Origin of the sequence: Lonsdalea iberica, assembly GCF_002111585.1 — a bacterium.
Taxonomy (GTDB): Bacteria; Pseudomonadota; Gammaproteobacteria; order Enterobacterales; family Enterobacteriaceae; genus Lonsdalea; species Lonsdalea iberica.
Map to the genome: position 1 here is coordinate 16,541 of NZ_LUTP01000021.1, position 24,525 is coordinate 41,065.

Genomic DNA, 24,525 nt, shown 5'->3' on the forward strand with positions numbered 1-24,525 from the left:
GGGCAGGCGTCATAGCCAGCCCCGCCGCTTAGACTAATGCCAGATCATCAGCACGCAGGCGGCGGTCAGCAGCCCCATAAATAGGTTGAATATCCGCCACGATCGGCGACTGCGCAGCATTTTGCCGATCATCGTGCCGAACCCCAGCCAGACAATACCGGCGACCAGATTCACGCTGAACGTGGCGATGCTGATGGCGATGACGGAACCCACGTACTCACTCCCCGAGAGGCTGAAACCGGCTACGGCGCCCAGCGCCATCAGCCAGGCTTTCGGGTTCAGAAATTGCAGCAGTCCGCCCTGATAAAGGGGCATCGGGCGCGGTGGCGCGGTTTGGGTGTCGAGCTCCTCGTAGCGAGCGCTGGCGATTTTGAACGCCAGCCACAGCAAATAAGCGCTGCCCAAAATTTTGAGTGCGAGGTGAAGCGAAGGATAGAGTAGAATCAGGCTCCCCAATCCCAGCGCCACCAGCAGCAAGACACTTTGCATCCCGATCATGATACCGACCATCAGCGGTATGGAGCGGAGAAAACCAAAATTAGCAGCGGAAGCAGTAAGTAGCATATTATTGGGGCCTGGGGTAATCGCTGCAACCCACAGGAAGCCAAGCATGGAAAGAAACAGATTGAAGTGCGCCATGTAATTAAAAAGGCCTTCTAACAAACGAAATTTGCAGTTCTTCAACCTAGCAGCGTGATGTCGCCGGTACAAGCTTTTGACTATGAATATTCATCCCACGACTAGCCAGATGTTTCGTCCCCTGGCCGGTATGAACAACCCCCATTTGCAAACCTTGCTTCCCCGTCTGTTACGGCGACGCGCGCTGCTCAAGCCACTCTGGCAGACGCTTGAACTGCCGGACGGCGATTTTCTCGACCTGGCCTGGAGCGAAGATCCCATGCTGGCTCGCCATAAACCTCGGGTGGTTCTGTTCCACGGCCTTGAAGGCAGCTTCCATAGTCCGTATGCGCATGGTCTGGTGGCCGCCTGCCACCAACGCGGCTGGCTGTCCGTCGTCATGCATTTTCGCGGCTGCGGCGGCACGCCCAATCGTACGCCCCAGATGTATCACTCCGGCGAGACCGAGGATGCACGCTATTTCCTGCGCTGGCTGAAGTCTACCTACGGCGATGCGCCGACCGCCGCCATCGGTGTCTCGCTGGGCGGCAACATGCTGGCCTGCCTGCTCGGCCAGCAGACGGAAGAACCGTTGCTGGACGCCGCGACGGTTGTTTCCGCGCCGCTGATGCTGGAGCCGTGCTGTCGGCATATCGAAAAAGGCTTTTCACGCTTTTATCAGCACTATTTGCTGCGGCTGTTGAAACGGAATGCCATCCGCAAACTGGCGGCCTATCCGGATACGCTACCGGTTCACCTGCATCAGTTGAGAAAAATTCGGGGACTGCGGGAGTTCGATAACATTATTACCGCGCGCATTCATGGATTTACCGACGCCAATGACTACTATGAGCGTTGTAGCGCCCTGCCCTTTCTGCCCAACGTCCGCACGCCGCTGCTGATCATTCACGCTAAGGACGATCCGTTCATGACGGAGGATGTCATTCCTGCCGCCACGTCGTTACCGCCTAATATTGAGTATCAGCTGACGGAGTACGGCGGGCACGTCGGCTTTGTGAGCGGGTCATTATTAAAACCGAAACTGTGGCTGGAGCAGCGGATTCCCGACTGGCTTACCCCACATCTGGAGCGATAAGGTGATTATTCCCTGGCAAGAACTCGCGGCGGATACGCTGGAGAATCTGATTGAGTCCTTCGTTCTGCGCGAAGGCACCGACTACGGCGAGCAAGAGCGCACGCTGGAACAAAAGGTGGCGGACGTACGCCGCCAGTTGGAAAGCGGCGACGTGGTGCTGGTCTGGTCCGAACTGCATGAGACGGTCAATCTCATGCCGCGCACCCAGTTTAAAACCGGACACGATTCATAACGGCATAGACGCCGCGGCCGAGACAAAATTGGCGTGGCGCATTGGCGCAAACAGGGTAACAATGAAGGCCGAATCCCCGGCGTTTCCTGCAGGGTTTTACCGTCAATTGCGGAGTTGCAGCCCTATGTCGCATCAACACCCTATTATTGCCGTGACCGGTTCCAGCGGCGCCGGCACAACCACAACCAGTCTGGCATTCCGAAAAATTTTTCAGCAGTTGAAAATCCGGGCCGCAGAACTGGAAGGCGACAGCTTTCACCGCTACACCCGTCCGGAAATGGACATGGCCATTCGTAAAGCACGCGATCTAGGCCGCCACATCAGTTATTTCGGCCCGGAAGCCAACGATTTTCCTTTGCTGGAACAAACGCTTGCCGACTACGGTAGCCAAGGAACCGGACAAACCCGCAAGTATCTGCATACCTACGATGAGGCGATCCCCTACAACCAGGTGCCCGGCACGTTTACGCCCTGGGAGGCCATGCCCGATCCCACCGATGTGCTGTTCTATGAGGGGTTGCACGGCGGCGTCGTCACCGAGCAGCACAACGTGGCTCGCCATGTCGATCTGCTGGTGGGCGTCGTGCCTATCGTGAATCTCGAGTGGATCCAGAAGCTGCACCGCGACGTCAACGAACGCGGGCACTCGCGCGATGCGGTCATGGACTCCGTTGTACGATCGATGGAAGACTACATCACCTACATCACGCCGCAGTTTTCCCGTACGCATATTAACTTCCAGCGGGTGCCCACCGTCGATACGTCTAACCCGTTCGCCGCGAAAGCGATCCCGTCGCTGGACGAAAGTCTGGTGGTCATTCATTTCCAACGTCTGGAAAACATCGACTTTCCCTATCTGCTCGCCATGCTGCAGGGGTCGTACATTTCCCATATCAATACGCTGGTCGTGCCCGGAGGTAAAATGGGGCTGGCGATGGAACTGATAATGATGCCGCTAGTGCAGCAGCTGCTGGAAGGCAAGACGATCATGTAAGGTCGTGACAATACGGCCTGAACGGCCGTATCTTTATTAATCGAGGGTAATCACTTCGTGGCTGTGCGTGATGGTCACCGCCGAGCCCAGCATCAACGCAACCGAGCAGTACTTGTCTGCCGACAGGGACACCGCGCGCGACACGGCTTGTTCGGTCAGCCCTTTCCCGGTCACGATGAAGTGCAGGTTGATAGCCGTGAACAGCCGGGGGGCTTCCTGCCGGCGCTCAGAGGTCAGGCGGACTTCGCAATCCGCTACATCGTGTCGTCCTTTTTGCAGAATGGACACGACATCGATAGCGCTGCATCCCCCGGCCGACATCAAGAGGACTTCCATCGGGCTCGGCGCTTTGTCGCCCGCATTGCCGTCCATAACAATTTGGTGGCCGGAGGCGGATTCGCCAATAAACGTCAACCCTTCAACCCATTTCACCCGCGCTTGCATAGACTTACACTCCCACTCAACTTTTTTTGAAATTTTATCGCGCTTATGTAGAAAATGCCTGAGTATCAAGGCGTAATCATGCTGAAGCGAGACAACACAAGACAGTACTCTCAACCTGTGTTACAAACAAAGGCAGCATCCGGTGCGTTCTGCGCAATGCTGAAAACAGCAGTTTGCAGAGTCACCTGACAAAGAGGTTTCAGTCAATTCCCTGACAAATTTCGCCCAACGGAATTTGATTATAACTAGAGTTATCATGCCTTACAGGGAACTCTGAGCCCTGTGATTTACGTAGTGAATTACAACAGAGGATAACAGCGAATGGTTCTCGGCAAACCGCAAACAGACCCGACTCTTGAATGGTTCCTTTCTCATTGTCATATCCACAAGTACCCCTCAAAGAGTACGCTGATTCACCAAGGTGAAAAAGCAGAAACGCTTTACTACATCGTTAAGGGTTCCGTTGCCGTATTGATAAAGGATGAAGAAGGGAAAGAAATGATTCTTTCCTATCTAAATCAAGGGGATTTTATTGGTGAGCTAGGCTTATTCGAAGAGGATCAGGAGCGCAGCGCTTGGGTGCGAGCCAAAAGCGCCTGCGAAGTTGCCGAGATTTCCTATAAAAAATTCCGCCAGCTGATTCAGGTCAACCCCGATATTCTGATGCGCCTGTCATCCCAGATTGCGCGAAGACTTCAAGTCACCTCCCAGAAAGTGGGCAACCTGGCGTTTCTTGATGTCACCGGCCGCATCGCACAGACCCTGCTAAACCTCGCCAAACAGCCTGACGCCATGACGCACCCAGACGGGATGCAGATTAAAATTACCCGACAGGAAATCGGCCAGATCGTGGGCTGCTCCCGCGAAACCGTCGGCCGAATTCTGAAGATGCTGGAGGATCAGGAGCTGATTTCAGCGCACGGCAAAACCATCGTGGTCTTTGGCACTCGGTAACTTCAACACCCCGATACATGAACAGCGCGCAACGCGCTGTTCACTCTCCGCTTAGAGATCCGGTTCTCCGTTCACAACCCGTGCGACCGCTTTCGCAAACTGCGCCATCCCCTCGTCAATATCGTCCAGTTCAATCACCAGCGACGGCACAAAGCGGATAACGTCAGGACCAGCGACCAAAATCATCACTCCCAGCTCGGCGGCGGCCGTCAGAAAATCACGCGCCCGTCCATGCCATTGCGGTTTCAGCTGAGCACCGAGTAAAAGGCCCATGCCGCGCACGCCATCAAAAATGTCGAATTGTTGATTGATGTCGTCCAGTGCGGAAATGAAACGATCGTGTCGGGCGGAGACGCCTGACAGCACTTCTGGCGTATTGATGACGTCCAACGCAGCTTCCGCCACCGCACAGGCCAGAGGGTTGCCGCCGTAGGTGGTGCCGTGAGTCCCGACCTTCATGACAGAAGCGACGTCCTCCGTGGTCAGCATGGCGCTGATGGGAAATCCGCCTCCTAATGCCTTAGCAGTCGTCAAGATGTCGGGCGTCACGTCATAGTGCATATAGGTGAACAGCTCACCGGTACGCCCCATCCCGCATTGCACCTCATCAAACACCAGCAGCGCCTGATTTTGATCGCACAGTTCACGCACACCTTCCATGAATGCTTGCGTGGCAGGCAGCACGCCGCCTTCGCCCTGTACCGGCTCCAAAACCACCGCGCACGTATGATCGTCGATCACCGCCTTCACCGCATCCAGATCGTTAAACGGCACATGAATAATATCGGCGGGCTTCGGCCCGAATCCGTCCGCGTACTTCGGCTGCCCGCCAACCGAGACGGTAAAGAGCGTACGGCCATGAAATGCCTGATGAAAGGCGATAATCTTGGTTTTATACGGGCTAAAACGTTCGATGGCATAGTGACGCGCCAGTTTAAAGGCCGCCTCGTTGGCTTCCGCCCCTGAGTTGGCGAAGAAGACGCGTTCAGCGAACGTCGCTGCAATCAGCTTGCTGGCCAGGCGCAGCGCGGGCTCGTTGGTGAAAACGTTGCTGGTATGCCACAGCGTTTCGCCCTGCGTCTTGAGGGCATTCACCAACGCAGGATGGCAATGACCCAACGCCGTAACAGCAATACCGCCGGAAAAATCGATGTATTCCTTACCCTGCTGATCCCATACCCGGCTGCCTTTCCCCTTCACCGGGACGAACTGCGCCGGTGCATAAACAGGAAGAATGACCTTGTCGTAGGTATCACGCGTCACTGCGGTTTTATCTGTTGCCATCTGCTGCCCCGCTTTAAGATTTCAGGTTTAATTTGAAATTATAGTCATTAAATATGCATAAAAAATCAAAGACAGGCAATAATTAATCCGCGAGGGTAGCCAATCGGCGGCGGACTCATTCTCCATGCAGAAAATTATGCAACAGCTTATGCCCGTGCTGACTCAAAATGCTTTCCGGGTGAAACTGCACGCCCTCCAGCGGCAGGCTCCGATGACGGATCCCCATGATTTCATCCAGGGTTCCTGCGCTATTTTCCGTCCAGGCGGTGATTTCGAAGCACTCCGGCAGCGAGGCGCTGTCGACGATCAGAGAGTGATAGCGCGTCACCGTCAGCGGCTGCGCCAACCCGGTGAAAACGCCGACGTCGCGATGGCGAATTAGAGAGGTCTTACCGTGCATGACTTCTCGCGCACGCACAACCTGAGCGCCAAAAGCCTGCCCCAGCGCCTGATGCCCCAAACAAACGCCCAAAATCGGCAGTTGCCCGGCAAAATGACGGATGGCCTGCAGCGAGATGCCCGCTTCGTTTGGCGTACAGGGGCCCGGCGATATCACCAGATGCTGCGGCGATAAGCGTTCAATCGCCTCGAGACTCAGCTCATCATTACGCTTGACCACTACCTCCTCGCCCAGCTCGCAGAAGTACTGGTACAGGTTGTAGGTAAAGGAGTCGTAGTTATCTATGATCAGTAACATTCATCACTCTGAAACAGGCTGGCGATAACCGGGAAAACACCCTGTTATCGCGCAGAAAGAGGATTCAAGACGGGATAGGACAACCAGACATACACCCGATGGGATGCGTCGGGAGCATGCTAAAAAGCCTAGGCGAACAACGCCGGGGCCTTGATGGTCATAATTATTTTATGATCTTGGCGGACTGGATGACGATCGGCTTGATGGGAACGTTTTGGTAAGGGCCAACGTTCTCCGTCTGCACCTGGGAAATCTTATCCGCCACATCCATCCCCTTCACTACTTTGCCGAAGACGGCATAACCGAAGTCACGCTGGCCGTGATCCAGAAATGCGTTATCCGCCACGTTGAGGAAGAACTGGCTGGTGGCGCTGTCTTTCTCACTGGTACGCGCCATCGATATGGTGCCACGCAGGTTACGCAACCCGTTGTCAGCTTCATTTTTGATCGGCGGGTTAGTCGCCTTCTGTTTAAGGTCGCTGGTGAATCCGCCACCCTGAACCATAAATCCCGGGATAACGCGGTGGAAAACAGTACCGTTATAAAAACCGCTATCGACATAACTCACAAAATTTTTCACTGACTCTGGCGCTTTTTGATCGTCCAGCGCCAGTTCGATATTGCCGGCCGAAGTGGTAAGCAACACATGCGTTGACGCAGTTGCAGCAAATGCTGGCGAGAACGCAGACAAAGTAAATACGGTCGCTATCGTTGCCAATATACGTTTTGACATGGAGAATTCCTTTTAGGGGCCAACTACAGAAAGCGTATCGATTGTAAATAGCCGCCTGCCCGCGCGCTACCGATTTACCTTTTTTTACGCAGGATTGAGGAACGTGCTGACGGCGGCAATACGGCTAATGCAGCGCGTTTCACGGCAACAACCTTGATATCGCTGACCTGAAACGAAAAAGACGAGCCGTGTGGCTCGTCTTCGGATCTTGTAGATATCCGCCCAACGGGCGCTAAGACTTATGGACGAGCGACGAACCCAATAGCGTCATAAACCTTGTTCAGCGTCTGGCTGGCGCGTTCACGGGCCTTCTCGGCGCCGTCACGCATCACCTGCTGCAAATAGGCTTCGTCGTTGCGGAAGCGATGATAACGCTCCTGCAATTCGCCCAGCATGCCGGATACCGCTTCCGCCACGGAGCCTTTGAGGTGACCATACATCTGGCCTTCAAATTCCTGTTCCAGCTGCGCGACTGATTTCCCCGTAACGCCGGAGAGGATATCGAGCAGGTTCGACACGCCGGGTTTATTGGCGATGTCATAGCGTACCACCGGCGGCTCATCCGAATCGGTCACCGCGCGTTTGATTTTTTTGGTCACCGCTTTCGGATCTTCCAGCAGGCCAATCACGTTGTTGCGGTTATCGTCCGATTTGGACATTTTTTTGGTCGGTTCCAGCAGCGACATCACACGCGCACCGGACTTGGGAATAAACGGTTCCGGCACCCTGAAGGTGTCGCCGTACAACGTGTTGAAACGTTGTGCGATATCGCGGCTCAGCTCCAGATGCTGCTTCTGGTCTTCCCCTACCGGTACCTGATTTGTCTGATACAGCAGGATATCCGCCGCCATCAGCACCGGATAACCGAACAGACCGGCGTTGATGTTTTCCGCATAGCGGGCTGACTTGTCCTTGAACTGGGTCATACGGCTCAGTTCGCCGAAATAAGTGTAGCAGTTTAGCGCCCAGGCCAGTTGGGTATGCTCAGGTACGTGTGACTGTACGAAGATGGTGCTCTTCTGCGGGTCGATACCGCAGGCCAGATAAAGGGCCAGCGTATCCAGCGTCGCTTTTCTCAACTGTTCCGCATCCTGACGAACCGTGATGGCATGCAGATCCACGATGCAATAGATGCAGTCGTAATCATCCTGCATATGGACCCACTGACGTAATGCACCCATGTAGTTACCAATGGTCAACTCGCCAGACGGCTGCGCGCCGCTAAATACAATGGGCTTGCTCATGTTAATGCTTCCTGATTATCTGAAATGGACGGTCCGACAAGGGACAAGAGATCCGCAAAGCGCTCCAACACCACACTCGGGTGGCTTAAGGTTATCGCTTCGCCATAGTTATAGCCGTAGGTCATGCCGACGCTCGGGCAACCAGCCGCCTGCGCGGCTTGTATATCATTGCGGGAATCGCCGACGAACAACAATTCGTTCGCTCGCAACCCCAGCTTTCCCAACACCAGATAAAGCGGCGCGGGATGGGGCTTCTTGCTCGGGACGTCATCGCCGCCCAGCACTAACGTGAAGTAGGCGTCGATCCCAAGCGAACGTAACAACGGCGCCACGAAAGGCGTAGGTTTATTGGTTACCAGCGCCATAGGGACATTGCGAGCGGCCAGCGCATGCAGTGTATCTTTGACCTCGGGATAAAGCTGGCTGCCAGCATCGACCGTTTGCGCGTAGGCGATGTCAAACTGCTGGCGCACGGCCTGCATGCGCTCAGGAGAAGGCTCGATGTCGGCCCAGCGCAGCGCTCGCTCGACGACTTTATCGGCACCATTGCCGATCCAGGTCGTCAGTAAGGCTTCACCCGGCGCGGGCAGGCCCTGAGTCTGCATCGCTCGGTCCAGCGCCTGAGACAGGCCCGGCGCACTGTTGACCAACGTACCATCGAGGTCGAAAGCCAGCCCGCGTACGGCGTTGAGTTCAGCCATAGGATACCTTCGCTAATTCATGACGCATTTTATCGATTACCGCCTGATAGTCAGGCTGATTGAAAATCGCCGACCCCGCCACAAACATATCCGCGCCGGCGGCGGCAATCTCACCGATATTGTCCACTTTGACGCCGCCGTCGACTTCCAGACGAATGTCGTATCCGCTGTCGTCGATCAGTTTGCGCACCTGACGCAGCTTGGTGAGCGTGGAGGGAATGAACGACTGTCCGCCAAAGCCGGGGTTGACTGACATCAGCAGAATGATATCCAGCTTATCCATGACGTAATCCAGATAACTCAACGGTGTGGCAGGGTTCAGCACCAATCCCGCGCGGCAGCCGTGATCTTTAATCAGTTGCAGCGAGCGGTCGACATGCTCTGAGGCTTCGGGATGAAAAGTGATATAACTGGCGCCGGCCTCGGCAAAGTCCGGGATGAGGCGATCCACCGGCTTGACCATCAGGTGGACGTCTATCGGGGCGGTAACGCCGTAATCTCGCAATGCCTTAAGCACCATCGGCCCCATGGTCAGATTGGGCACGTAATGGTTATCCATGACGTCGAAGTGGACGACATCGGCTCCCGCCGCCAGCGCTTTGGCGGTGTCCTCTCCCAGCCGGGCAAAGTCAGCCGACAATATAGACGGGGCGATTAAAAACGGTTTCATTCGCTTCTCCAAACCATCAAGTCTGCATATTGCTGCCGAAGCCACTTCGGGTTCAAAAGGACTCGTACAGCCTCTGTGTTGGCGAAAACACGGGGCTTTAATCAGCCCAGCCTAATGTTTTTACCCTAACTCCTCGCCGCGGTACAAAGCCAGCAGTTCGTTCACCTTGCTGCGACCGGCGATATTGCGGCTAATCGTCCGCCGGGCCTTGACCACGTACAGGGAAGAGGCCGACTGATACCATTCGCGCGTTAGCTCCGTATCGTGATTGGAAATCAGAACCGGTATTTGGCTTTCCGCCGATAGCTGTTCCGCCAGCCGCGCCAAACCCCGCTGATCGTCGTGATTAAAATTGTTGGTGTGGTACGCCGTGAAATTCGCGGTGGCGGACAGCGGTGCATAGGGCGGATCGCAATACACCACGGATCCCTGCTTCGCCTTCGTCAACGTGTCCTGGTAGTGCTCGCAGACGAACGTGGCATTTTGAGCCTTTTGCGCAAACCAGCGCAGTTCGTCTTCGGGAAAATAGGGTTTCTTGTAACGCCCGAAGGGCACGTTGAATTCGCCACTCATGTTATAACGGCATAACCCGTTGTAACAATGTCGGTTCAGATAGAGGAACAGAAGCGCACGTCGGTAGGCGTTATCACAAGCATTAAATTCGCTGCGTAGTAGATAAAAAACCTCCGAGGTATTCATTTCTTGCGTGAATAACTCGCGGGCATCGCGGATGAAATGTTCCGTTTTGGTTTTAACGATATCGTAAAGATTGATGAGATCGCTGTTGATATCAGCCAGGATGTAGTTGTCGTAGTCGGTATTGAGAAACACCGAGCCGGCACCTACAAAGGGTTCGATTAAGCAATCTCCCGCTGGTAGATATCGGCGAATCTCTTCTACCAGCGGATACTTACCACCAGCCCATTTTAAGAAAGCGCGGTTTTTCTTCATGCCGTCGTTAGTTACTCATACTTTTCAGAGCCGCGGATTGTACTCTGTTTCAGACAGCACATCAGGGCTAATTGGTGTTACTTACTCAAGTCCTGCTTCACCTGTCGGATCGGCTTAACCCATGGTTTTTTAGCCTGGACATCGGCAGGCAATGATGCAACGGCGCGTTTGGCTTCATCCGAGGAAGCGTAAACGCCGCTCACAAGCACATACCAGGGTTTGCCATCCCTTCGAGTCTGATAGACCCAATAATTCGTTAGCCGCTGCGATTTGGCATAGGCCTGCAGCGAACTCTCGCGGGACGCACCGCTAAGCTGAAGCGTAAAGTGGCTGGCCGGCGCGTTTTGAATCGAACCATTCGCCTGAGTGCCGCCAGCCGATGCAACTGATTTGCCTGACGGCGCTGGCGTGATAGCCGTGGTCGGCGCTTTAGACACGTTGCTGTTTTTTGCGGGAGCCTTATGCGACGAGCCATTGGCGTCCGTGTGGCGAGATTTCTCCGTGCCGGGACGCAGCGGCGTCGTGGTCTCCCGCGGAGGGCGCGCTTTGCTGCCAGGTGACACCGAAGCCGGCGACGTCGGCAAAGTCACCTCTGAGCCAGCGCTGTTCTGAGCCACCGCATTCAACTGCTGCTGTTGTTGCGGCTGAGAGAGCGTATCCATCATATTGCCCGGCAGCTCAATACGCTGTTGGTTCTTGTTCTGGACGGGTAACGGCGCCTGAGTGGGCGCTTCCGCTACCGGAGGCGCGCTCAACGACTGCGGTTCGCCAGCTGGCATCTGGCCGGGAACCTGCGTTTGAGGCGAGGCCGGCGCGGTGGCGCCGGTGGTTGAAGCCGAAGGCGGTGCAAGCTCTATGCTCTTTGAACCGCCGCTGGAGGCGGCGGGCGGCGTCGCATCCTGACTCGGCGACTGAAGTGCGGCGCCGACGGCAACAATCAGCAGTACCAGCACGATAATGCCGACACCAATCATGACATGCTGTTTGGATAACGCCACGCTAGGCAGAGTGAACCCCTGCTTTCTTTTTTGCTGGCGCTGTGGCCGACGATCGCTGGTATCCGGCTTCAGCTCGTCTTCCGGATTGAACTCACCCATCTATACCCCTCCCACTGAACGGCAGCTGCTCGTGGTGATGCAACCGCCGCGAATAGCTATATCATCAGGTATCATAGTACAAATAAAAACCATCGCCCCTACAGGGAGACTTCTCACTAAGTCTATGTCAGGGAAGGCAATCAGCAATGGAAGCCAGAACTACATCATGGGCGACGCCGCTGCGTATTTCAGCCTGGCCTATAGCCATCGGCAATATCAGACGCAGCTCACCACCCAATACTTTTTTATCACGCATCATGTGCGGCAGATAAGACTCGGGAGTCATTGAAGCCGGCCCCGTGATCGGCAGTCCGGCTCGCGTCAATAACGCTTTAATACGATCAACCTCTGCCGAACCCAGCAGGCCAAGGCGATATGCGGCCTGAGCGGCCATGACTGTACCGACCGCCACCGCTTCGCCATGCAGCCAGTTGCCGTAGCCCATTTCCGCTTCGATAGCATGGCCGTAAGTGTGGCCTAAATTCAGCAAGGCGCGCAGACCGTTTTCACGTTCATCGGCCGCGACGACTTCTGCCTTGAGTTCACAGCAGCGTCGAATACAGTAGGCCACCGGGGCGTTGTCTAAAGCGCGCACGGCGTCGATATGTGTTTCCAACCAGGCGAAAAAGTCGCTATCGAATACGATGCCGTATTTGATGACTTCGGCCAGACCGGAAGAAAGTTCGTTGGCAGGCAGCGTTTTCAGACAGTCGATATCTATCACGACGGAGGCCGGCTGATAGAAAGCGCCAATCATGTTTTTGCCTAAGGGATGATTTACCGCGGTTTTGCCGCCGACGGATGAATCAACCTGAGCCAAGAGAGAGGTAGGAACTTGAATGAAGCGAACGCCGCGCTGATAGCAGGCCGCTGCGAAACCGGTCAAATCACCGATAACTCCGCCGCCCAGCGCCACCAACGTGGTGTCCCTGCCATGGGGTTTCTCCAATAGCGCGGAGAAGACCTGATCAAGTACCGTCAGAGATTTGTACTTCTCTCCGTCGGGAAGAATCACCTGATCAACCCGCACCCCTACATTTTCCAACACGGTCCGCACGGCGTTCAGGTAGAGCGGCGCCAAAGTATCATTGGTCACCAACATCACCTGATCGCCCGCTTTTAACGGCAAAAAAGAGTCTGCATTGCTGAATAATCCAGCGGCTATCGTAATGGGATAACTGCGTTCCCCGAGAGTGACGATAATTCTTTCCATGCGCGTTCCATGACCTGTCGGAAGCCCTTAGAGTGCAGGCGGCTATACAAAATCAGTTGTTTTCCAGCATGCTGATGATCTGGTTAGCAACTACCTTGGCGCTTTGTTCATCAGTGCGAATCGTGATGTCTGCGATTTCTTCGTACAGTGGATTACGTTCTCTCGCTAACGCTTCCAGTACTTCGCGTGGAGGGGCCTCAACCTGCAACAACGGGCGCTTTTTATCACGCTGAGTGCGGGCCAACTGCTTCTCGATGGTGGTTTCTAGATACACGACAACGCCTCGCGCAGAAAGGCGATTGCGGGTTTCGCGTGTTTTCACCGAACCGCCGCCGGTTGCCAGCACGATCCCTTGTTTCTCCGTCAATTCATTAATGACTTTCTCTTCGCGCTCGCGGAAGCCTTCTTCGCCTTCCACATCAAATACCCAGCCCACATCAGCCCCGGTACGTCGCTCAATTTCTTGATCGGAGTCGAAGAACTCCATGTTAAGTTGCTGAGCTAACTGACGGCCAATAGTGCTTTTGCCGGCACCCATAGGCCCAACCAGAAAGATATTGCGTTTCTCTGCCATTTTTTTGGTATTACTAAGAAATTCGTTAATGATAACCCGCCCCGCCATGTAACCAGCGGCGGAACCTAAACTGAAACCTCATGAGCGATAGTGCGAGAATCAGACGAAAAATTATCTCAATACTCAGGGTAGTTTGGCAACCTAATAAAATGTCACATTATCCAAACAAGAATAATGTAAGTTATCGTCATCGCCGGTGGAACGACACTTCAGTACTCAATTCGCTAATCCTTGTATGCTAAAACCGCCGCATCGTCAAACGGTGAAGGGAATTATTGATGAAATGCGCAATTTCCCTCATCGCTACCGATAAAGCTATAACTCGGTTTGTGGCGCGTCGTGAATAAGCGTCGGCGTGATGAAGATCACCAGCTCGCGCCGCGTGTTTTGCTGGCTGCGGCTTTTAAATAGGCCGCCGACGACCGGCAATTGACCCAGTCCGGGCACGCGGTTTTCAGCCTGATTTTTCTGCTGCTGAAAAATTCCGCCTAAAACAATGGTTTCACCGTCGGTAACCGTGACCTGCGTTTGAATTTCCTGCTTATCAATCGCCAGTATTTCTCCTTCGCCCTGTTTGATGGCTCTTCCCGGCATGTTTTGGCTGATTAACAGATTCAGGCTGATACGGTTTTGGGGCAGTACTCGTGGCGTCACCTCCATACCCAATACCGCTTCTTTGAACTCTATCGACGTCGAACCACTTGCTCCGCTCGACACCTGATAGGGGATCTCCGTCCCCTGCTTAATGCTGGCCGTCTGCCGGTGCGCGGTAAACAGCCGCGGACTGGCAATAATCTCGACCGCGTTTTCGAGTTCAAGCGCCTGCAGCTCCAGATCGAGTAGCCGCCCGTCAAGTCGGGCGAGGTGAATGCCAGCCTTAATCGCGGGCGTCGTAACCGGCAGATCGATATTAAAGTTGTTCACGCTAAGGCCCTTGCCCGGTCCCACGCGCTCACCCAGCCCCCAGTTCACTCCCAACGATTCTAGCTGTTCGCTGCCTATCGTCACGATGTGAGCCGTCAATTGCACCTGAGCCAGCGGTTTATCCATTTCTAGAATCCAGGCTTTAATCTCCGCTACCGCCGCCGCTTCGTCCCTTATCAGCAACGTATTGGTGCGTTTATCCGCCGTCACCCGACCGCGTTCACTCAATAGCGTGCCGCGTTGCCCCTGTAAACCGGCGGCAACGTCGCTCGCCTCCGCGTACTGCAGCATTAAAGATGCGTTTTCCAACGGTTCCGCATCATGAGTCCCCAGCCCCGCTTGTGCCGTGTCCGAGATCATCCCGCGGGTGTATACCATCAGCACATTGCCTTCCCTCTCCAACGTCAGATCGGCCATTTTCAGCGTGATATCCAACGCCTGCCGCCACGGAACATTATTCAACTGCAGGCTGATGTTACCCTCCACGCCGGGTGCGACGACAAGGTTCAATCGCTGATGTTCCGCCAGCGCTTGTAACACGCGCGCGACCGGTACATCGTCGAAGGCCAGCGAAACCGGGAGCGTATCCTGCGCCACGACAGGTTGGTTGACGCAAAGACACACCAGCAGCACGTAGCGGAACGTTGCTTTTCGCATACGTAAAACATAATAAAACCTCATGGCACCACTCCTTGTGACCAGCCAGGAAACGGCGAAGACAGTGTTATTTCCGACACCGGACAATCGACTTGGGAAGGGAACAGCCGCAGCGTTCCATGCTCGCGATCAAGCCATACCCTCAAGCCTTCAGTTTGGGTCACTGCCTCGTCATACCTCACCCTAAGCCATCCATTTTCCGACTGCTTTACCCATCCCACCCAGCGCGACGTATCGCCAACCAACCCTTGCAGCCGCCACTGATTCGGGGATGAAGACATGGCGCAAGTCACAGCCTGCGGTTGAAACGGATCTCTTTCTCTCTCTGACTCCAGGGAAGAGGACCGCACGGCTCCCGAAGCCAATGCCAGCGACAGGAAAACCATCGCCATGCGCGATTTACCGTTGAAAAACACTGACGCCGATGTCATCGCAGTTCTCCCGCTCCCGGCACGGGAGAACGCAGCAGCAGCTCGGTTCGGATGCCCTCCTTTTCTCGCGTCATCACCAGTCGATCAATACGCGGGACGACGGTGGAGCCGTTGAGTCGAGTAATGAAGCGCCGTATGCCCGCGTAGTCCGCATTGAAGACCAGCCGCCATCCGCTGTCGTCGCTTTTATTGGCGTCAGGAGACAACGGGGACCAAGAGATCAACTGTCCGCCGGACGCCCGCAGCGCCTCTGTGGGTAAGGCGATACCCGGTTCCAAACGTTTATCCGCCAACGGCCGCGCCTCTGAATGCAGCGGCAACTCGGCCGATGCAGGCAACGCCGCCAGCCTTTTCTGCCACTGTGAGACCGCCTTCTGCTCTCTTTGCCGCTGTTCCTGCAACAGCACCGTTTGCTGGCGCAATCCGCTATTCACCGAGCCCCAAATCACCAGCGACAGCGCCGCGACCAGTCCACACTGCGTCGTCAACAACGTTCGCATCGGAGTATTGAACCATCGACACACGAATGGGGAGACATGCCTCATTTTTCTCTTCTCCCAACACGCGGTGTCCCACGGACACTCTCCGTTTCCCCCAATTGCAAAGTGAACTCCAGCAACGTCGCATCCTTCGAATAGCGGCGAGTTAGCCGAAGTTGGGGTGCCGCAGCCAGCGGATTTCCGGCCAGACGTCTGGAGAAATCGACAATCGCCTGATAATGATGACTCACGCCCGACAGCAGCAGACCGCGCTCGCTGTCGCTGATCTCCGTCAGCCACAACGCCTCCGGCATCAGCCGGGGAAGATATTTCAAGAGTTCCTGATAGCGCCGGTTGTGTCGTTGCCCCTGTTCACTTAACGTCTGCTGGACCTGTTCGACCGCCTGTTGCTGATTGATCAGGAGAACACGTTGATGCTGGGACTCGTATGCCTGCCTGGCTGATTGCAGCTGGGTGATGCGCTGCGCCAGCGTCGTATGCCGTCGTTGGGAAGCCAGGTAGTCTCCTGTGATAACGAACGCCGCAATCGCCAGCTGCACGGTCAACAGCAAGCTCCATAGGCGAACACGCCGAATGAGCCGGCGGCGGCGCCAGGGAAGCAGATTGATAACCGGCATCACTCATCCCCCGGGCGCAGCGCCAGTCCAGCGGCGATGGCGAACGTCGACGGTTCCGTCGGCAACGGCGGTTGCTGATAGCTGAACGCCGCCAGCGGCGACCAAGGGATCAGGCGTTCCGTTTTTCCTACCTCTGAATTTGAGACCGACGAGCTCAGGTAGACCGGATAATGCGCAGAAGCCGGGAAACGCTCGTCTATCTCGCAGATACAGTCGAGCAACGTGGCATCTTCGCCCGAGTCTTGCGAAGTGAAGTTACCAAAGTGCAGCGGCTGTCCGACCGGCGAGATCCACAGCCAGCTGTCTTCGAACCGGTGCAAAAGCGGCGCGTGGGGAGAAATCCCGACCTGTCTGGCAACACAGCGAAGGGCGCAGGGACTGATATCCACCACGTCGGCATTCAAACCGGCTTTAGCCAGACAGGACAACCATGCCGCCAGCGCTGTTTTTCTAGCGGCCGTCACCAGCACCGTATCCGCTGTATGCGGGTCGTCGCGATAGTCGAGCGCCAGCGCTTCCCGACTCACCGGGAGCGTGCGCGACGCCATCTTTTCGATATATCCGCTGCGTTCCGGCTCACGCAGCCGGGGATCGGGAGCCGCCATCCGCTGTTGAAATATCAGCGCCGGCGGCAGTGCGATGCGCAGAGAAATGAAGCGCGGCAACTCCCGCCGCCATTGATGAAGCACCTCACAAAGTGAGTCTGGATCATGTAGACTACCTGCGCGTAACGTATCGCCCGGCAACGGTAATTGCCACCAGTGGCGCAGTTGCCAGCCTTCGCGGCGACGTTGCACCGCCAGAGCGCGCACGACGCCATTTTGTATATCCAATCCAACTCGCCATATGTGGTAAGCCATGTTCGATCTCCTTATCGTCAGCTAAAAGAACGTGTTCTCAGCGCTGGCTTACCTTTATACTTAGCGCCCGATTGCTTATAAACTATTCAACCGCTACTGAATGGAAAATCTCAGGTGAAGCTCGTAAAGTATTTATTCATCCTTGCAGTAACTTGCATTCTGCTTGGAGCCGCCTCGCTCTATGGCCTTTATCGCTATATTGAGCCCCAGTTACCCGATGTCGCGACACTCAAAGACATTCGACTGCAAACCCCAATGCAGGTATACAGCGCCGACGGCGAGCTCATCGCTCAATTCGGCGAGAAACGCCGCATACCGTTGCAGCTATCCCAAATCCCGCCCGAGCTGGTGCACGCGTTTATCGCCACTGAAGACAGCCGCTTCTATGAACACCACGGCATCGACCCGCAGGGCATCCTGCGTGCGACGTCGATTGCAATGCTGTCGGGCCATGCGTCCCAGGGCGCAAGCACCATCACTCAGCAGCTGGCGCGTAACTTCTTCTTAAGCCCGGAGCGCACGCTGCTGCGTAAGGTTAAAGAGGTCTTTCTCGCCATCCGCATCGAGCAGATGATGACGAAGGATGAAATCCTTGAGCTGTACCTCAATAAAATCTATCTGGGGTATCGTGCATACGGCGTCGGCGCGGCAGCTCAAGTCTATTTCGGCCGCACGGTGGATCAGCTGACGTTGGGAGAAATGGCGATGATTGCCGGCCTGCCCAAAGCGCCGTCGACCTTCAACCCGCTCTACTCGTACGACCGCGCGCTTGCTCGCCGCAACGTGGTTTTGTCGCGCATGCTGGATGAAAACTACATCACTCGGGCCCAGTACGATCAGGCACGCAACGAGAAATTAGAGGCCGACTACCATGCGCCTAAAATCGCTTTCTCCGCGCCTTACATGGCGGAGATGGTGCGTCAGGAAATGGTGAAACGTTATGGCGACGGCGCCTATAACGACGGCTATAAGGTGTACACCACTATCACTCAGAAGCTTCAGCAGGCCGCTGATGAAGCCGTACGCAACAACGTGATCGACTACGATATGCGCCACGGTTACCGCGGCGCGGACCAGGAATTGTGGAAAGTCGGTATGCCGGCCTGGCCCGAGAAGAAAATCATTGAAACCCTGAAAAAATTGCCGGTCTACGGGCCACTACAGCCAGCGGTAGTCACGGCCTCCGCCGCCGATCAGGCCACCGCAACGCTATCATCAGGCGAAAAAGTCATTCTCCCGCTGGAAACCGTACGCTGGGCGCGCCCGTTCAAAACCGACTATTTGCAGGGAGCCATACCGCGACGCGTGACGGACGTCCTGCAGGCGGGCCAGCAGATCTGGGTGCGTCAAGTTGACAACGTCTGGTGGCTGGCTCAGGTGCCCGACGTCAATTCCGCCATGGTGTCTTTGGACCCGAACAACGGCGCCGTATTAGCGCTGGTGGGCGGCTTCGACTTTAACCAGAGCAAGTTCAACCGCGCCACTCAGGCTTTGCGCCAGATCGGATCGAACATTAAACCGTTCCTCTACACGGCGGCGATGGACAAAGGGCTGACGCTCGCGAGCTTGCTGAACGACGCCCCGATTACCCGTTGGGATCCGGGCGCCGGTTCCGACTGGAGTCCGAAAAACTCCCCGCCGCAGTATGACGGCCCCATCCGGCTTCGTCAGGGGCTCGGACAGTCGAAAAACGTCGTGATGGTACGCGCGATGCGCGCGATGGGCGTGGACTATGCGGCCGATTATCTGGAGCGTTTCGGTTTCCCACAGCAGAACATCGTACACACCGAGTCACTAGCGCTGGGCGCGGCTGCATTCACTCCGCTGCAGATGGTTCGCGGCTATTCAGTGATGACGAACGGCGGCTATTTGGTCGACCCGTACTTCATCAGCAAGATCGTCGATGACTTCGGTAACACGCTGTTCGCCGCCGCACCAAAAATTGTCTGCAACGATTGTAATTTGCCGGTGATTTACAGCGAAACCCAACGTTCCCTCGAGCTGTCTCCAGATTCAATGGAGAATGTGGCCACGTCGCAGGAGCATCCACAGCCCAACGCCGCGCCGCAGCCTGACCCGATTACTCCGCCCGAAGCGGCGCGACAAGCCAACCAACCGTATGCGCCGCACGTCATCAGCACGCCGCTGGCATTTCTTATCAAAGATGCCATGAATAGTAACGTCTTCGGCGAACCGGGCTGGTTAGGGACTGGCTGGCGCGCAGGAAAAGTGCTGCAACGCCACGATATCGGAGGGAAAACAGGGACAACCAACAACTCCAAGGATGCCTGGTTCTCCGGCTACGGACCAAATATCGTGACGTCCATCTGGATTGGCTTCGACGATCATCGCCGCGATCTGGGACGCTCGACCCTGTCGGGGGCGATTCGCGATCAGATTTCCGGATACGAAGGGGGCGCCAAAAGCGCGCAACCGGCCTGGGATAGCTTCATGAAAGTCGCGCTGAGCGGCGTACCGGAGCAAAAAACCTCGCCGCCGCCGGGCATTACTACCGTCACTATCGATCGCAGCACAGGCATGCTGTCAGACGGAGGCGGTAACAGTCGCCAGGAGTACTTCATCGACGGAACGCAGCCGACACAGCACGCGACTCATGATTCCGGTACGACGTTGTACGACGCAGGCAGCGGTCAATCCGAGGAGTTATTCTAATTGCGCTATCAGGCAGGTGCGCTGAGGCCAGCGCGCCTGCCTGCAGAAATGCGCTGCTATTTCAGGGAAGACGGCGAGAAAAGATGGGCGTGCGCCAGGAATAGCGCGCTGACATTGCGAGCCTCGCGGAAATCCGGCTCCTGCAATAGCGACATCATCCGCGCCTGCGGCCAAGGGACCGGGATCAACGGTTCCGGCTCATCGCCCTGTAAGCGCTGCGGATAAAGCCCACGTGCAATGACGATGTTCATTTGGCTGGAAAAATAAGACGGGGCCAGCGTCAACGTTGCCAGCAATTCGAAGTGCTCCGCACCAAATCCGACTTCTTCTTTCAATTCTCGGTCAGCTGCTTCAAACACCGTTTCCCCCGCGTCGATCAGCCCTTTGGGAAAGCCCAGTTCGTACTGTTCAATCCCCACCGCATATTCGCGGATCAGCAGCAGGTCATCGCCGATCACCGGCACGATCATCACCGCCTCACGGCCGGAAGGACGCATCCGTTCATACACGCGGCGCTCGCCGTTGCTGAACTCCAGATCCACCGATTCAACATTAAACAGACGCGAGCGGGCTACGGTTTCAACCCCGAGAATTTTGGGTTTTTGCAGGTTATTTTCCATAGAAACCCCAGTTACAGAGGAAATTGACTGACGCTGACCGCACAGTTGGAAAAATACTGGTACGCTTCACCGCATGGTTGATGCGGGCATTTTGCGGCAATCGCGTTGCCGTCTGCAACTTTACCATACCAAAACAACAATATTGCAACAGCTTAAAAACATAAGCCTTACTCATGTAAGCCAAAGAGGCACCTGAATGAAAAAAAAATAGGATTATCCTCATTTTTGTTCATGTCTGGCCTTGTTAGCATCCAAGGATAAAGACAAGAATATATAAATTCAGTTAGCAAAGGCAGCCAGCAAAGCTAGATGGGGTAACTTAGCCTGTGTATCTTTGTTAGTATCCAAAAAAAAACAGAGGAAACCTGACGCTATTGGATGGTAATGATATGAGTACAATACTCATCATATTGTCTGTATTGTTAGCCTGTCTGATTGCGGTAGGGGGTTTCATTGGCTATCGCATGTATCGTCGTTTTCTTTTTGCTAAACGCCTGCCCGTAGTCTCTGGACATCGCCAGCTGACCTCGACGGAACGCAAGGCTGTAGAACAATATTTGGTGTCGAAAGACGCTGGAAATGCGCTGCCGCTTACCGCGTCGGCGTCTTCCCCACGTCTGACGCGTTCTCTGCTCAGCAACCGTGTTTATCCCATCACACACAGTATCACCCGCTATGGGCTTAGCACCGATGCGCCGAATAAATGGCGATACTTCATTGATACACAAGAAGTTCACCTTCCTCCCAGTTGGGAACAATACATCACGCAAAATAACGAGATCGAACTGATCACCACGCGTTCGATGCCGCTGGTCATTTCGCTTAACGGACACTCGATCACGGAATATATCAACAACCGAGACGCCTCTAACAACCGCGAACTGCCGATTGGCAATGCGTCGATACTCCCGGAAGAAAACGAGCATACAGAACTGCTTTCCGTGCGGAAGGAAACGCAGGAGGAATACGCCACGCACCGTTCTCGCGGGCTTAAAGACGCCGCCGTGCTTTGCTGCGCCTTTTTGCTTTTGGTCTTCAGTCTCAACAGCCCGTTGGCCGTGCTACCGTGGCTGGCGGCCACCGCCTGTATCCTGGCCGCATGGAGCTGTTGGCAGCTATTTCGAGCCCCCCGGGAAAAAGAGCTGCAGGACGTTCACTGCCTGAATGGCACGCCGCAGTGTCTGGGGCTTTTCGGCGAATCGAACCAGGGCCGTCTTGGCAATATCTCTCTCGGGAACATCGATCTGATTTATCCGCCGCACTGGCAGCCTTATATCGGTCACGATTTAGGGAAAAAGACCGATGTGGACATCTATCAGAACCGCCAAGTCGTACGGCAAGGAAAATATCTGTCGCTGCACAATGAAGTGAAACGCTTCCCCTTGCAGAAACGCGGCAAAAATCTGGTGCTGGCTTGCGGCGCGCTATGCAGCCTACTACTGCTGTTGAGCTATGTTCCGCTCGATCTACCGCTTAAGCTCAGCCTCGCCTGGATCAAAGGCGCGAATAACATCAAGGTCACACAGGTCGATGAACTGGAGAAGATGCCGCTCCATGTCGGCGACACCTTGCAGGTGCGCGGCACCGGCATGTGTTACGTCCCGCCGGTCGATCACGGCCCTACGCCTCCCAGCACGTCGGCCTTCCAACCCTTCGACTGTTCCGCTATCTACTGGAACAAAGCTGACCCGCTACCGCTGCCTGAATCCGATATCATCGAAAAAACCATCGCCCTGCGCGCCACGGTCAACGATCAGCTACATCCCTCAACGAATAGCGACGGAGCCAACTCACCGTTAGCCAGCGCGATCCAGAAGTCCGGCATGATTCTGCTCAATGACTTTTCCGACATCGTGCTGAAAACCGAAGACCTGTGCGAAAAAGAAGAGGATTGTACGCGTCTTAAAAACGCGCTGATTAACCTCGGCAACGTGAAAAGCTGGAACGTTTTGGTGAGGCGCGCCAGCTCTGGCGCGCTGAAAGGCACCAGCGTCATACTGCGCCCCGTGAGTGCCGAAACGCTGGATACCCTGGTCAACAACGCCACGGACTACTTTTATTTACAGGAGCTTCGCAACGCCACCAATGCGTTGAATAGCCCGCCGCCGGCCGGGTTCCTGATCCGTAGCGATGAAGGCAACCAGTTCGTCACCCACCCAGAGCCGATGACATCGTTGCCAGAGTATCGACCGGCGGAACAGTGGCAGGAATTGCAGCGTTTGTCGGCTATGCTGCTGCACACTTCGTTCGAAGCCAGCGGCGTGATCACGGCCATCTCGTTGGACGCCAACGGTACACGCCATATCTCCCTGCACAGCGAACCCGATGCGGTCACGCTGTGGCGCTACCTCGGCAGCAGCGTGCTGCTTCTGCTGTTTACGAGCGTGTTCATCATCAACGTCGTACAGCTGGTCATGAAGCATCGCCGCAGCAAACAGCGTATTGCCGATATTCAACAGTATTACGCCAGATATCTGGCGCCGGAGACCTCCGCTACACCAGCGTTACACGGCAGCGCCTCTCGCCCGTCGTGAAATCATCAGCCTTAAACCGGTATACTGGCGTACAGACACCCTCTGCCTGATGGCCGCCTCCGGCGGCAATGGCCTCTTTGCCGGAGTGATGATGAATTCCGAATTTGACTGGAATGAGATAGATACCGTGCTGCTGGACATGGACGGCACCCTGCTTGACCTCGCTTTCGACAGCTATTTCTGGCTGCAGTTGGTGCCGCAATCGCTCAGCGAAAGGCGCGGCATTTCGCTGGAAGAAGCGAAAGAACAGATGGCGCACGAATATCAATCCGTTCAGCACACGCTAAGCTGGTACTGCTTCGACTATTGGAGCCAGCAGTTGGATCTGGATATACGTCAGATGACGCGTGACATCGCTTCACGCGCCCGGCTGCGGGACGACACCACGCCGTTTCTTCGTGCATTAAAGGAAAGCGGCCGCCACACGGTTTTGCTGACGAATGCCCACCCACACAGCCTGTCGGTCAAAATCGAACGCACGGGACTCGATCAGCACCTTGATTTATTACTTTCCACCCATACTTATGGCTTTCCGAAAGAAGATCAGCGTTTGTGGCAGGCGGTACAAACTCAAATCGGATTCGACCCGGCGAGAACCTTGTTTGTGGATGACAGCGAGCCCATTTTGGACGCGGCCAAGACCTTCGGGATTGGCTACTGTCTGGGCGTCAGCAATCCGGACTCCAGTCTGCCTGAGGGAAAAACGTTCCATCGTCATCCGGCGACCAACGATTATCGGACGCTGATCCCCGCCTTAACAGGCGCAACCGGTTTTTGAGGAGCATGTATGAGCAAGGCCAGCCAGCATGAAGACAACGCCGCGGTCCGTCTGGACAAGTGGCTATGGGCAGCGCGGATTTACAAAACCCGTGCCGTCGCCCGCGATATGGTTGAAGGCGGCAAGGTTCACTATAACGGTCAACGCAGCAAGCCCAGCAAACTGGTCGAACTGAATGCGGAGCTCAAACTACGTCAGGGCAACGATGAACGCACCATCGTGATCCAGGAAATCTGCGCGCAGCGCCGTTCCGCGCCTCAGGCGCAGGCGATGTACCGGGAAACCGAGGTCAGTATCGAAAAACGGGAAAAAATGGCGCAGGCAAGAAAAATGAACGCGCTGTCCATGCCCCACCCCGACCGTCGCCCAGATAAAAAAGAGCGCCGGGATTTGATTAAATTTAAATATAGCGATGCGGAATAACCCCCG

At 55.4% G+C, this 24,525-nt stretch carries 26 protein-coding genes; 8 read left to right on the forward strand and 18 right to left on the reverse strand.

Going from position 1 to position 24,525, the window contains the following annotated elements:
* Window positions 1-33: 33 nt before the first annotated feature.
* A complete protein-coding gene (locus AU511_RS09815) occupies window positions 34-639 on the reverse strand; it encodes a LysE family translocator (protein ID WP_094101814.1) in 606 nt (201 codons plus the stop codon).
* Between the two features lie 109 nt (window positions 640-748).
* On the opposite strand from AU511_RS09815, the gene AU511_RS09820 reads away from it, so the two are divergent.
* The 3 genes from AU511_RS09820 (at window position 749) to AU511_RS09830 (ending at window position 2,940) form a co-directional block, all read left to right on the forward strand.
* Complete coding sequence (locus AU511_RS09820) at window positions 749-1,714, forward strand: hydrolase (RefSeq protein ID WP_240503807.1); 966 nt, start codon at window positions 749-751, stop codon at window positions 1,712-1,714.
* A gap of 1 nt (window position 1,715) precedes the next feature.
* The gene (locus tag AU511_RS09825) at window positions 1,716-1,946 is read left to right on the forward strand and encodes a YheU family protein (protein WP_094101812.1); all 231 of its coding nucleotides are present in this window, start codon (window positions 1,716-1,718) and stop codon (window positions 1,944-1,946) included.
* Window positions 1,947-2,070: 124 nt separating this feature from the next.
* Window positions 2,071-2,940 (forward strand): phosphoribulokinase, encoded by an 870-nt coding sequence (locus AU511_RS09830; protein ID WP_094109543.1) that lies wholly within the window; start codon window positions 2,071-2,073, stop codon window positions 2,938-2,940.
* A gap of 36 nt (window positions 2,941-2,976) precedes the next feature.
* Here AU511_RS09830 and AU511_RS09835 read toward each other — a convergent pair whose 3' ends face one another.
* Window positions 2,977-3,384 carry an OsmC family protein gene (locus tag AU511_RS09835; protein WP_094109544.1) on the reverse strand — a complete coding sequence of 136 codons (408 nt, stop codon included), beginning with the start codon at window positions 3,382-3,384 and terminating at the stop codon, window positions 2,977-2,979.
* 321 nt (window positions 3,385-3,705) lie between these two features.
* Here AU511_RS09835 and crp point away from each other — a divergent pair, with 321 nt between their 5' ends.
* On the forward strand, window positions 3,706-4,338 hold the full coding sequence (gene crp, locus AU511_RS09840; RefSeq protein WP_026741314.1) for a cAMP-activated global transcriptional regulator CRP: 633 nt from the start codon (window positions 3,706-3,708) through the stop codon (window positions 4,336-4,338).
* Between the two features lie 51 nt (window positions 4,339-4,389).
* On the opposite strand, the gene argD is transcribed toward crp, so the two are convergent.
* From argD to pilM, 15 genes are all read right to left on the reverse strand, one after another.
* Entirely contained in the window at window positions 4,390-5,622 is a 1,233-nt protein-coding gene (gene argD, locus AU511_RS09845) for a bifunctional acetylornithine/succinyldiaminopimelate transaminase (protein ID WP_094109545.1), read from the reverse strand.
* A 115-nt stretch (window positions 5,623-5,737) separates the two neighbouring features.
* Complete coding sequence (locus tag AU511_RS09850) at window positions 5,738-6,319, reverse strand: aminodeoxychorismate synthase component II (protein ID WP_094109546.1); 582 nt, start codon at window positions 6,317-6,319, stop codon at window positions 5,738-5,740.
* Between the two features lie 163 nt (window positions 6,320-6,482).
* A complete protein-coding gene (ppiA, locus tag AU511_RS09855; protein WP_094101807.1) occupies window positions 6,483-7,052 on the reverse strand; it encodes a peptidylprolyl isomerase A in 570 nt (189 codons plus the stop codon).
* Window positions 7,053-7,291: 239 nt separating this feature from the next.
* Complete coding sequence (gene trpS, locus AU511_RS09860; protein ID WP_094109547.1) at window positions 7,292-8,296, reverse strand: tryptophan--tRNA ligase; 1,005 nt, start codon at window positions 8,294-8,296, stop codon at window positions 7,292-7,294.
* Window positions 8,293-8,997, reverse strand: a complete 705-nt coding sequence (locus tag AU511_RS09865) for a phosphoglycolate phosphatase (protein ID WP_094101805.1) — start codon at window positions 8,995-8,997, stop codon at window positions 8,293-8,295. The genes trpS and AU511_RS09865 overlap by 4 nt, the downstream gene beginning before the upstream one ends.
* The gene (gene rpe, locus AU511_RS09870) at window positions 8,990-9,667 is read right to left on the reverse strand and encodes a ribulose-phosphate 3-epimerase (RefSeq protein ID WP_094109548.1); all 678 of its coding nucleotides are present in this window, start codon (window positions 9,665-9,667) and stop codon (window positions 8,990-8,992) included. The genes AU511_RS09865 and rpe overlap by 8 nt, the downstream gene beginning before the upstream one ends.
* A 120-nt stretch (window positions 9,668-9,787) precedes the next feature.
* Window positions 9,788-10,618 carry an adenine-specific DNA-methyltransferase gene (gene dam, locus AU511_RS09875; RefSeq protein ID WP_094101547.1) on the reverse strand — a complete coding sequence of 277 codons (831 nt, stop codon included), beginning with the start codon at window positions 10,616-10,618 and terminating at the stop codon, window positions 9,788-9,790.
* Window positions 10,619-10,695: 77 nt separating this feature from the next.
* A complete protein-coding gene (locus AU511_RS09880; RefSeq protein WP_094109549.1) occupies window positions 10,696-11,715 on the reverse strand; it encodes an SPOR domain-containing protein in 1,020 nt (339 codons plus the stop codon).
* A 127-nt stretch (window positions 11,716-11,842) separates the two neighbouring features.
* A complete protein-coding gene (gene aroB / locus AU511_RS09885; protein ID WP_094101549.1) occupies window positions 11,843-12,928 on the reverse strand; it encodes a 3-dehydroquinate synthase in 1,086 nt (361 codons plus the stop codon).
* A gap of 52 nt (window positions 12,929-12,980) precedes the next feature.
* A complete protein-coding gene (gene aroK / locus AU511_RS09890; RefSeq protein ID WP_026741304.1) occupies window positions 12,981-13,502 on the reverse strand; it encodes a shikimate kinase AroK in 522 nt (173 codons plus the stop codon).
* A gap of 315 nt (window positions 13,503-13,817) precedes the next feature.
* Window positions 13,818-15,083, reverse strand: a complete 1,266-nt coding sequence (gene hofQ, locus AU511_RS09895) for a DNA uptake porin HofQ (protein WP_094109562.1) — start codon at window positions 15,081-15,083, stop codon at window positions 13,818-13,820.
* Window positions 15,084-15,103: 20 nt separating this feature from the next.
* Window positions 15,104-15,514: a HofP DNA utilization family protein gene (locus AU511_RS09900; RefSeq protein WP_094109550.1), complete on the reverse strand. Its 411-nt coding sequence runs from the start codon at window positions 15,512-15,514 to the stop codon at window positions 15,104-15,106.
* Window positions 15,511-16,014, reverse strand: coding sequence for a hypothetical protein (locus AU511_RS09905; RefSeq protein ID WP_094109551.1), 504 nt, complete (start codon window positions 16,012-16,014; stop codon window positions 15,511-15,513). Before AU511_RS09905 ends, AU511_RS09900 begins: the two co-directional genes overlap by 4 nt.
* A 41-nt stretch (window positions 16,015-16,055) precedes the next feature.
* The gene (locus AU511_RS09910) at window positions 16,056-16,631 is read right to left on the reverse strand and encodes a PilN domain-containing protein (protein WP_094101553.1); all 576 of its coding nucleotides are present in this window, start codon (window positions 16,629-16,631) and stop codon (window positions 16,056-16,058) included.
* On the reverse strand, window positions 16,631-17,491 hold the full coding sequence (gene pilM / locus AU511_RS09915) for a type IV pilus biogenesis protein PilM (protein ID WP_094109552.1): 861 nt from the start codon (window positions 17,489-17,491) through the stop codon (window positions 16,631-16,633). The genes AU511_RS09910 and pilM overlap by 1 nt, the downstream gene beginning before the upstream one ends.
* Window positions 17,492-17,605: 114 nt before the next feature.
* Here pilM and mrcA point away from each other — a divergent pair, with 114 nt between their 5' ends.
* Window positions 17,606-20,164, forward strand: coding sequence for a peptidoglycan glycosyltransferase/peptidoglycan DD-transpeptidase MrcA (mrcA, locus tag AU511_RS09920; protein ID WP_094101555.1), 2,559 nt, complete (start codon window positions 17,606-17,608; stop codon window positions 20,162-20,164).
* Window positions 20,165-20,220: 56 nt separating this feature from the next.
* Here mrcA and nudE read toward each other — a convergent pair whose 3' ends face one another.
* A complete protein-coding gene (nudE, locus tag AU511_RS09925) occupies window positions 20,221-20,784 on the reverse strand; it encodes an ADP compounds hydrolase NudE (RefSeq protein ID WP_094101556.1) in 564 nt (187 codons plus the stop codon).
* A gap of 389 nt (window positions 20,785-21,173) precedes the next feature.
* Here nudE and AU511_RS09930 point away from each other — a divergent pair, with 389 nt between their 5' ends.
* The 3 genes from AU511_RS09930 to hslR all read left to right on the forward strand — a co-directional run bounded on the left by AU511_RS09930 (window position 21,174) and on the right by hslR (window position 24,519).
* Window positions 21,174-23,318 (forward strand): intracellular growth attenuator family protein, encoded by a 2,145-nt coding sequence (locus tag AU511_RS09930; RefSeq protein WP_094109553.1) that lies wholly within the window; start codon window positions 21,174-21,176, stop codon window positions 23,316-23,318.
* A gap of 91 nt (window positions 23,319-23,409) precedes the next feature.
* Window positions 23,410-24,096, forward strand: a complete 687-nt coding sequence (yrfG, locus tag AU511_RS09935) for a GMP/IMP nucleotidase (RefSeq protein WP_094101572.1) — start codon at window positions 23,410-23,412, stop codon at window positions 24,094-24,096.
* A 9-nt stretch (window positions 24,097-24,105) separates the two neighbouring features.
* On the forward strand, window positions 24,106-24,519 hold the full coding sequence (gene hslR, locus AU511_RS09940; protein WP_026741296.1) for a ribosome-associated heat shock protein Hsp15: 414 nt from the start codon (window positions 24,106-24,108) through the stop codon (window positions 24,517-24,519).
* Window positions 24,520-24,525 lie beyond the last annotated feature (6 nt).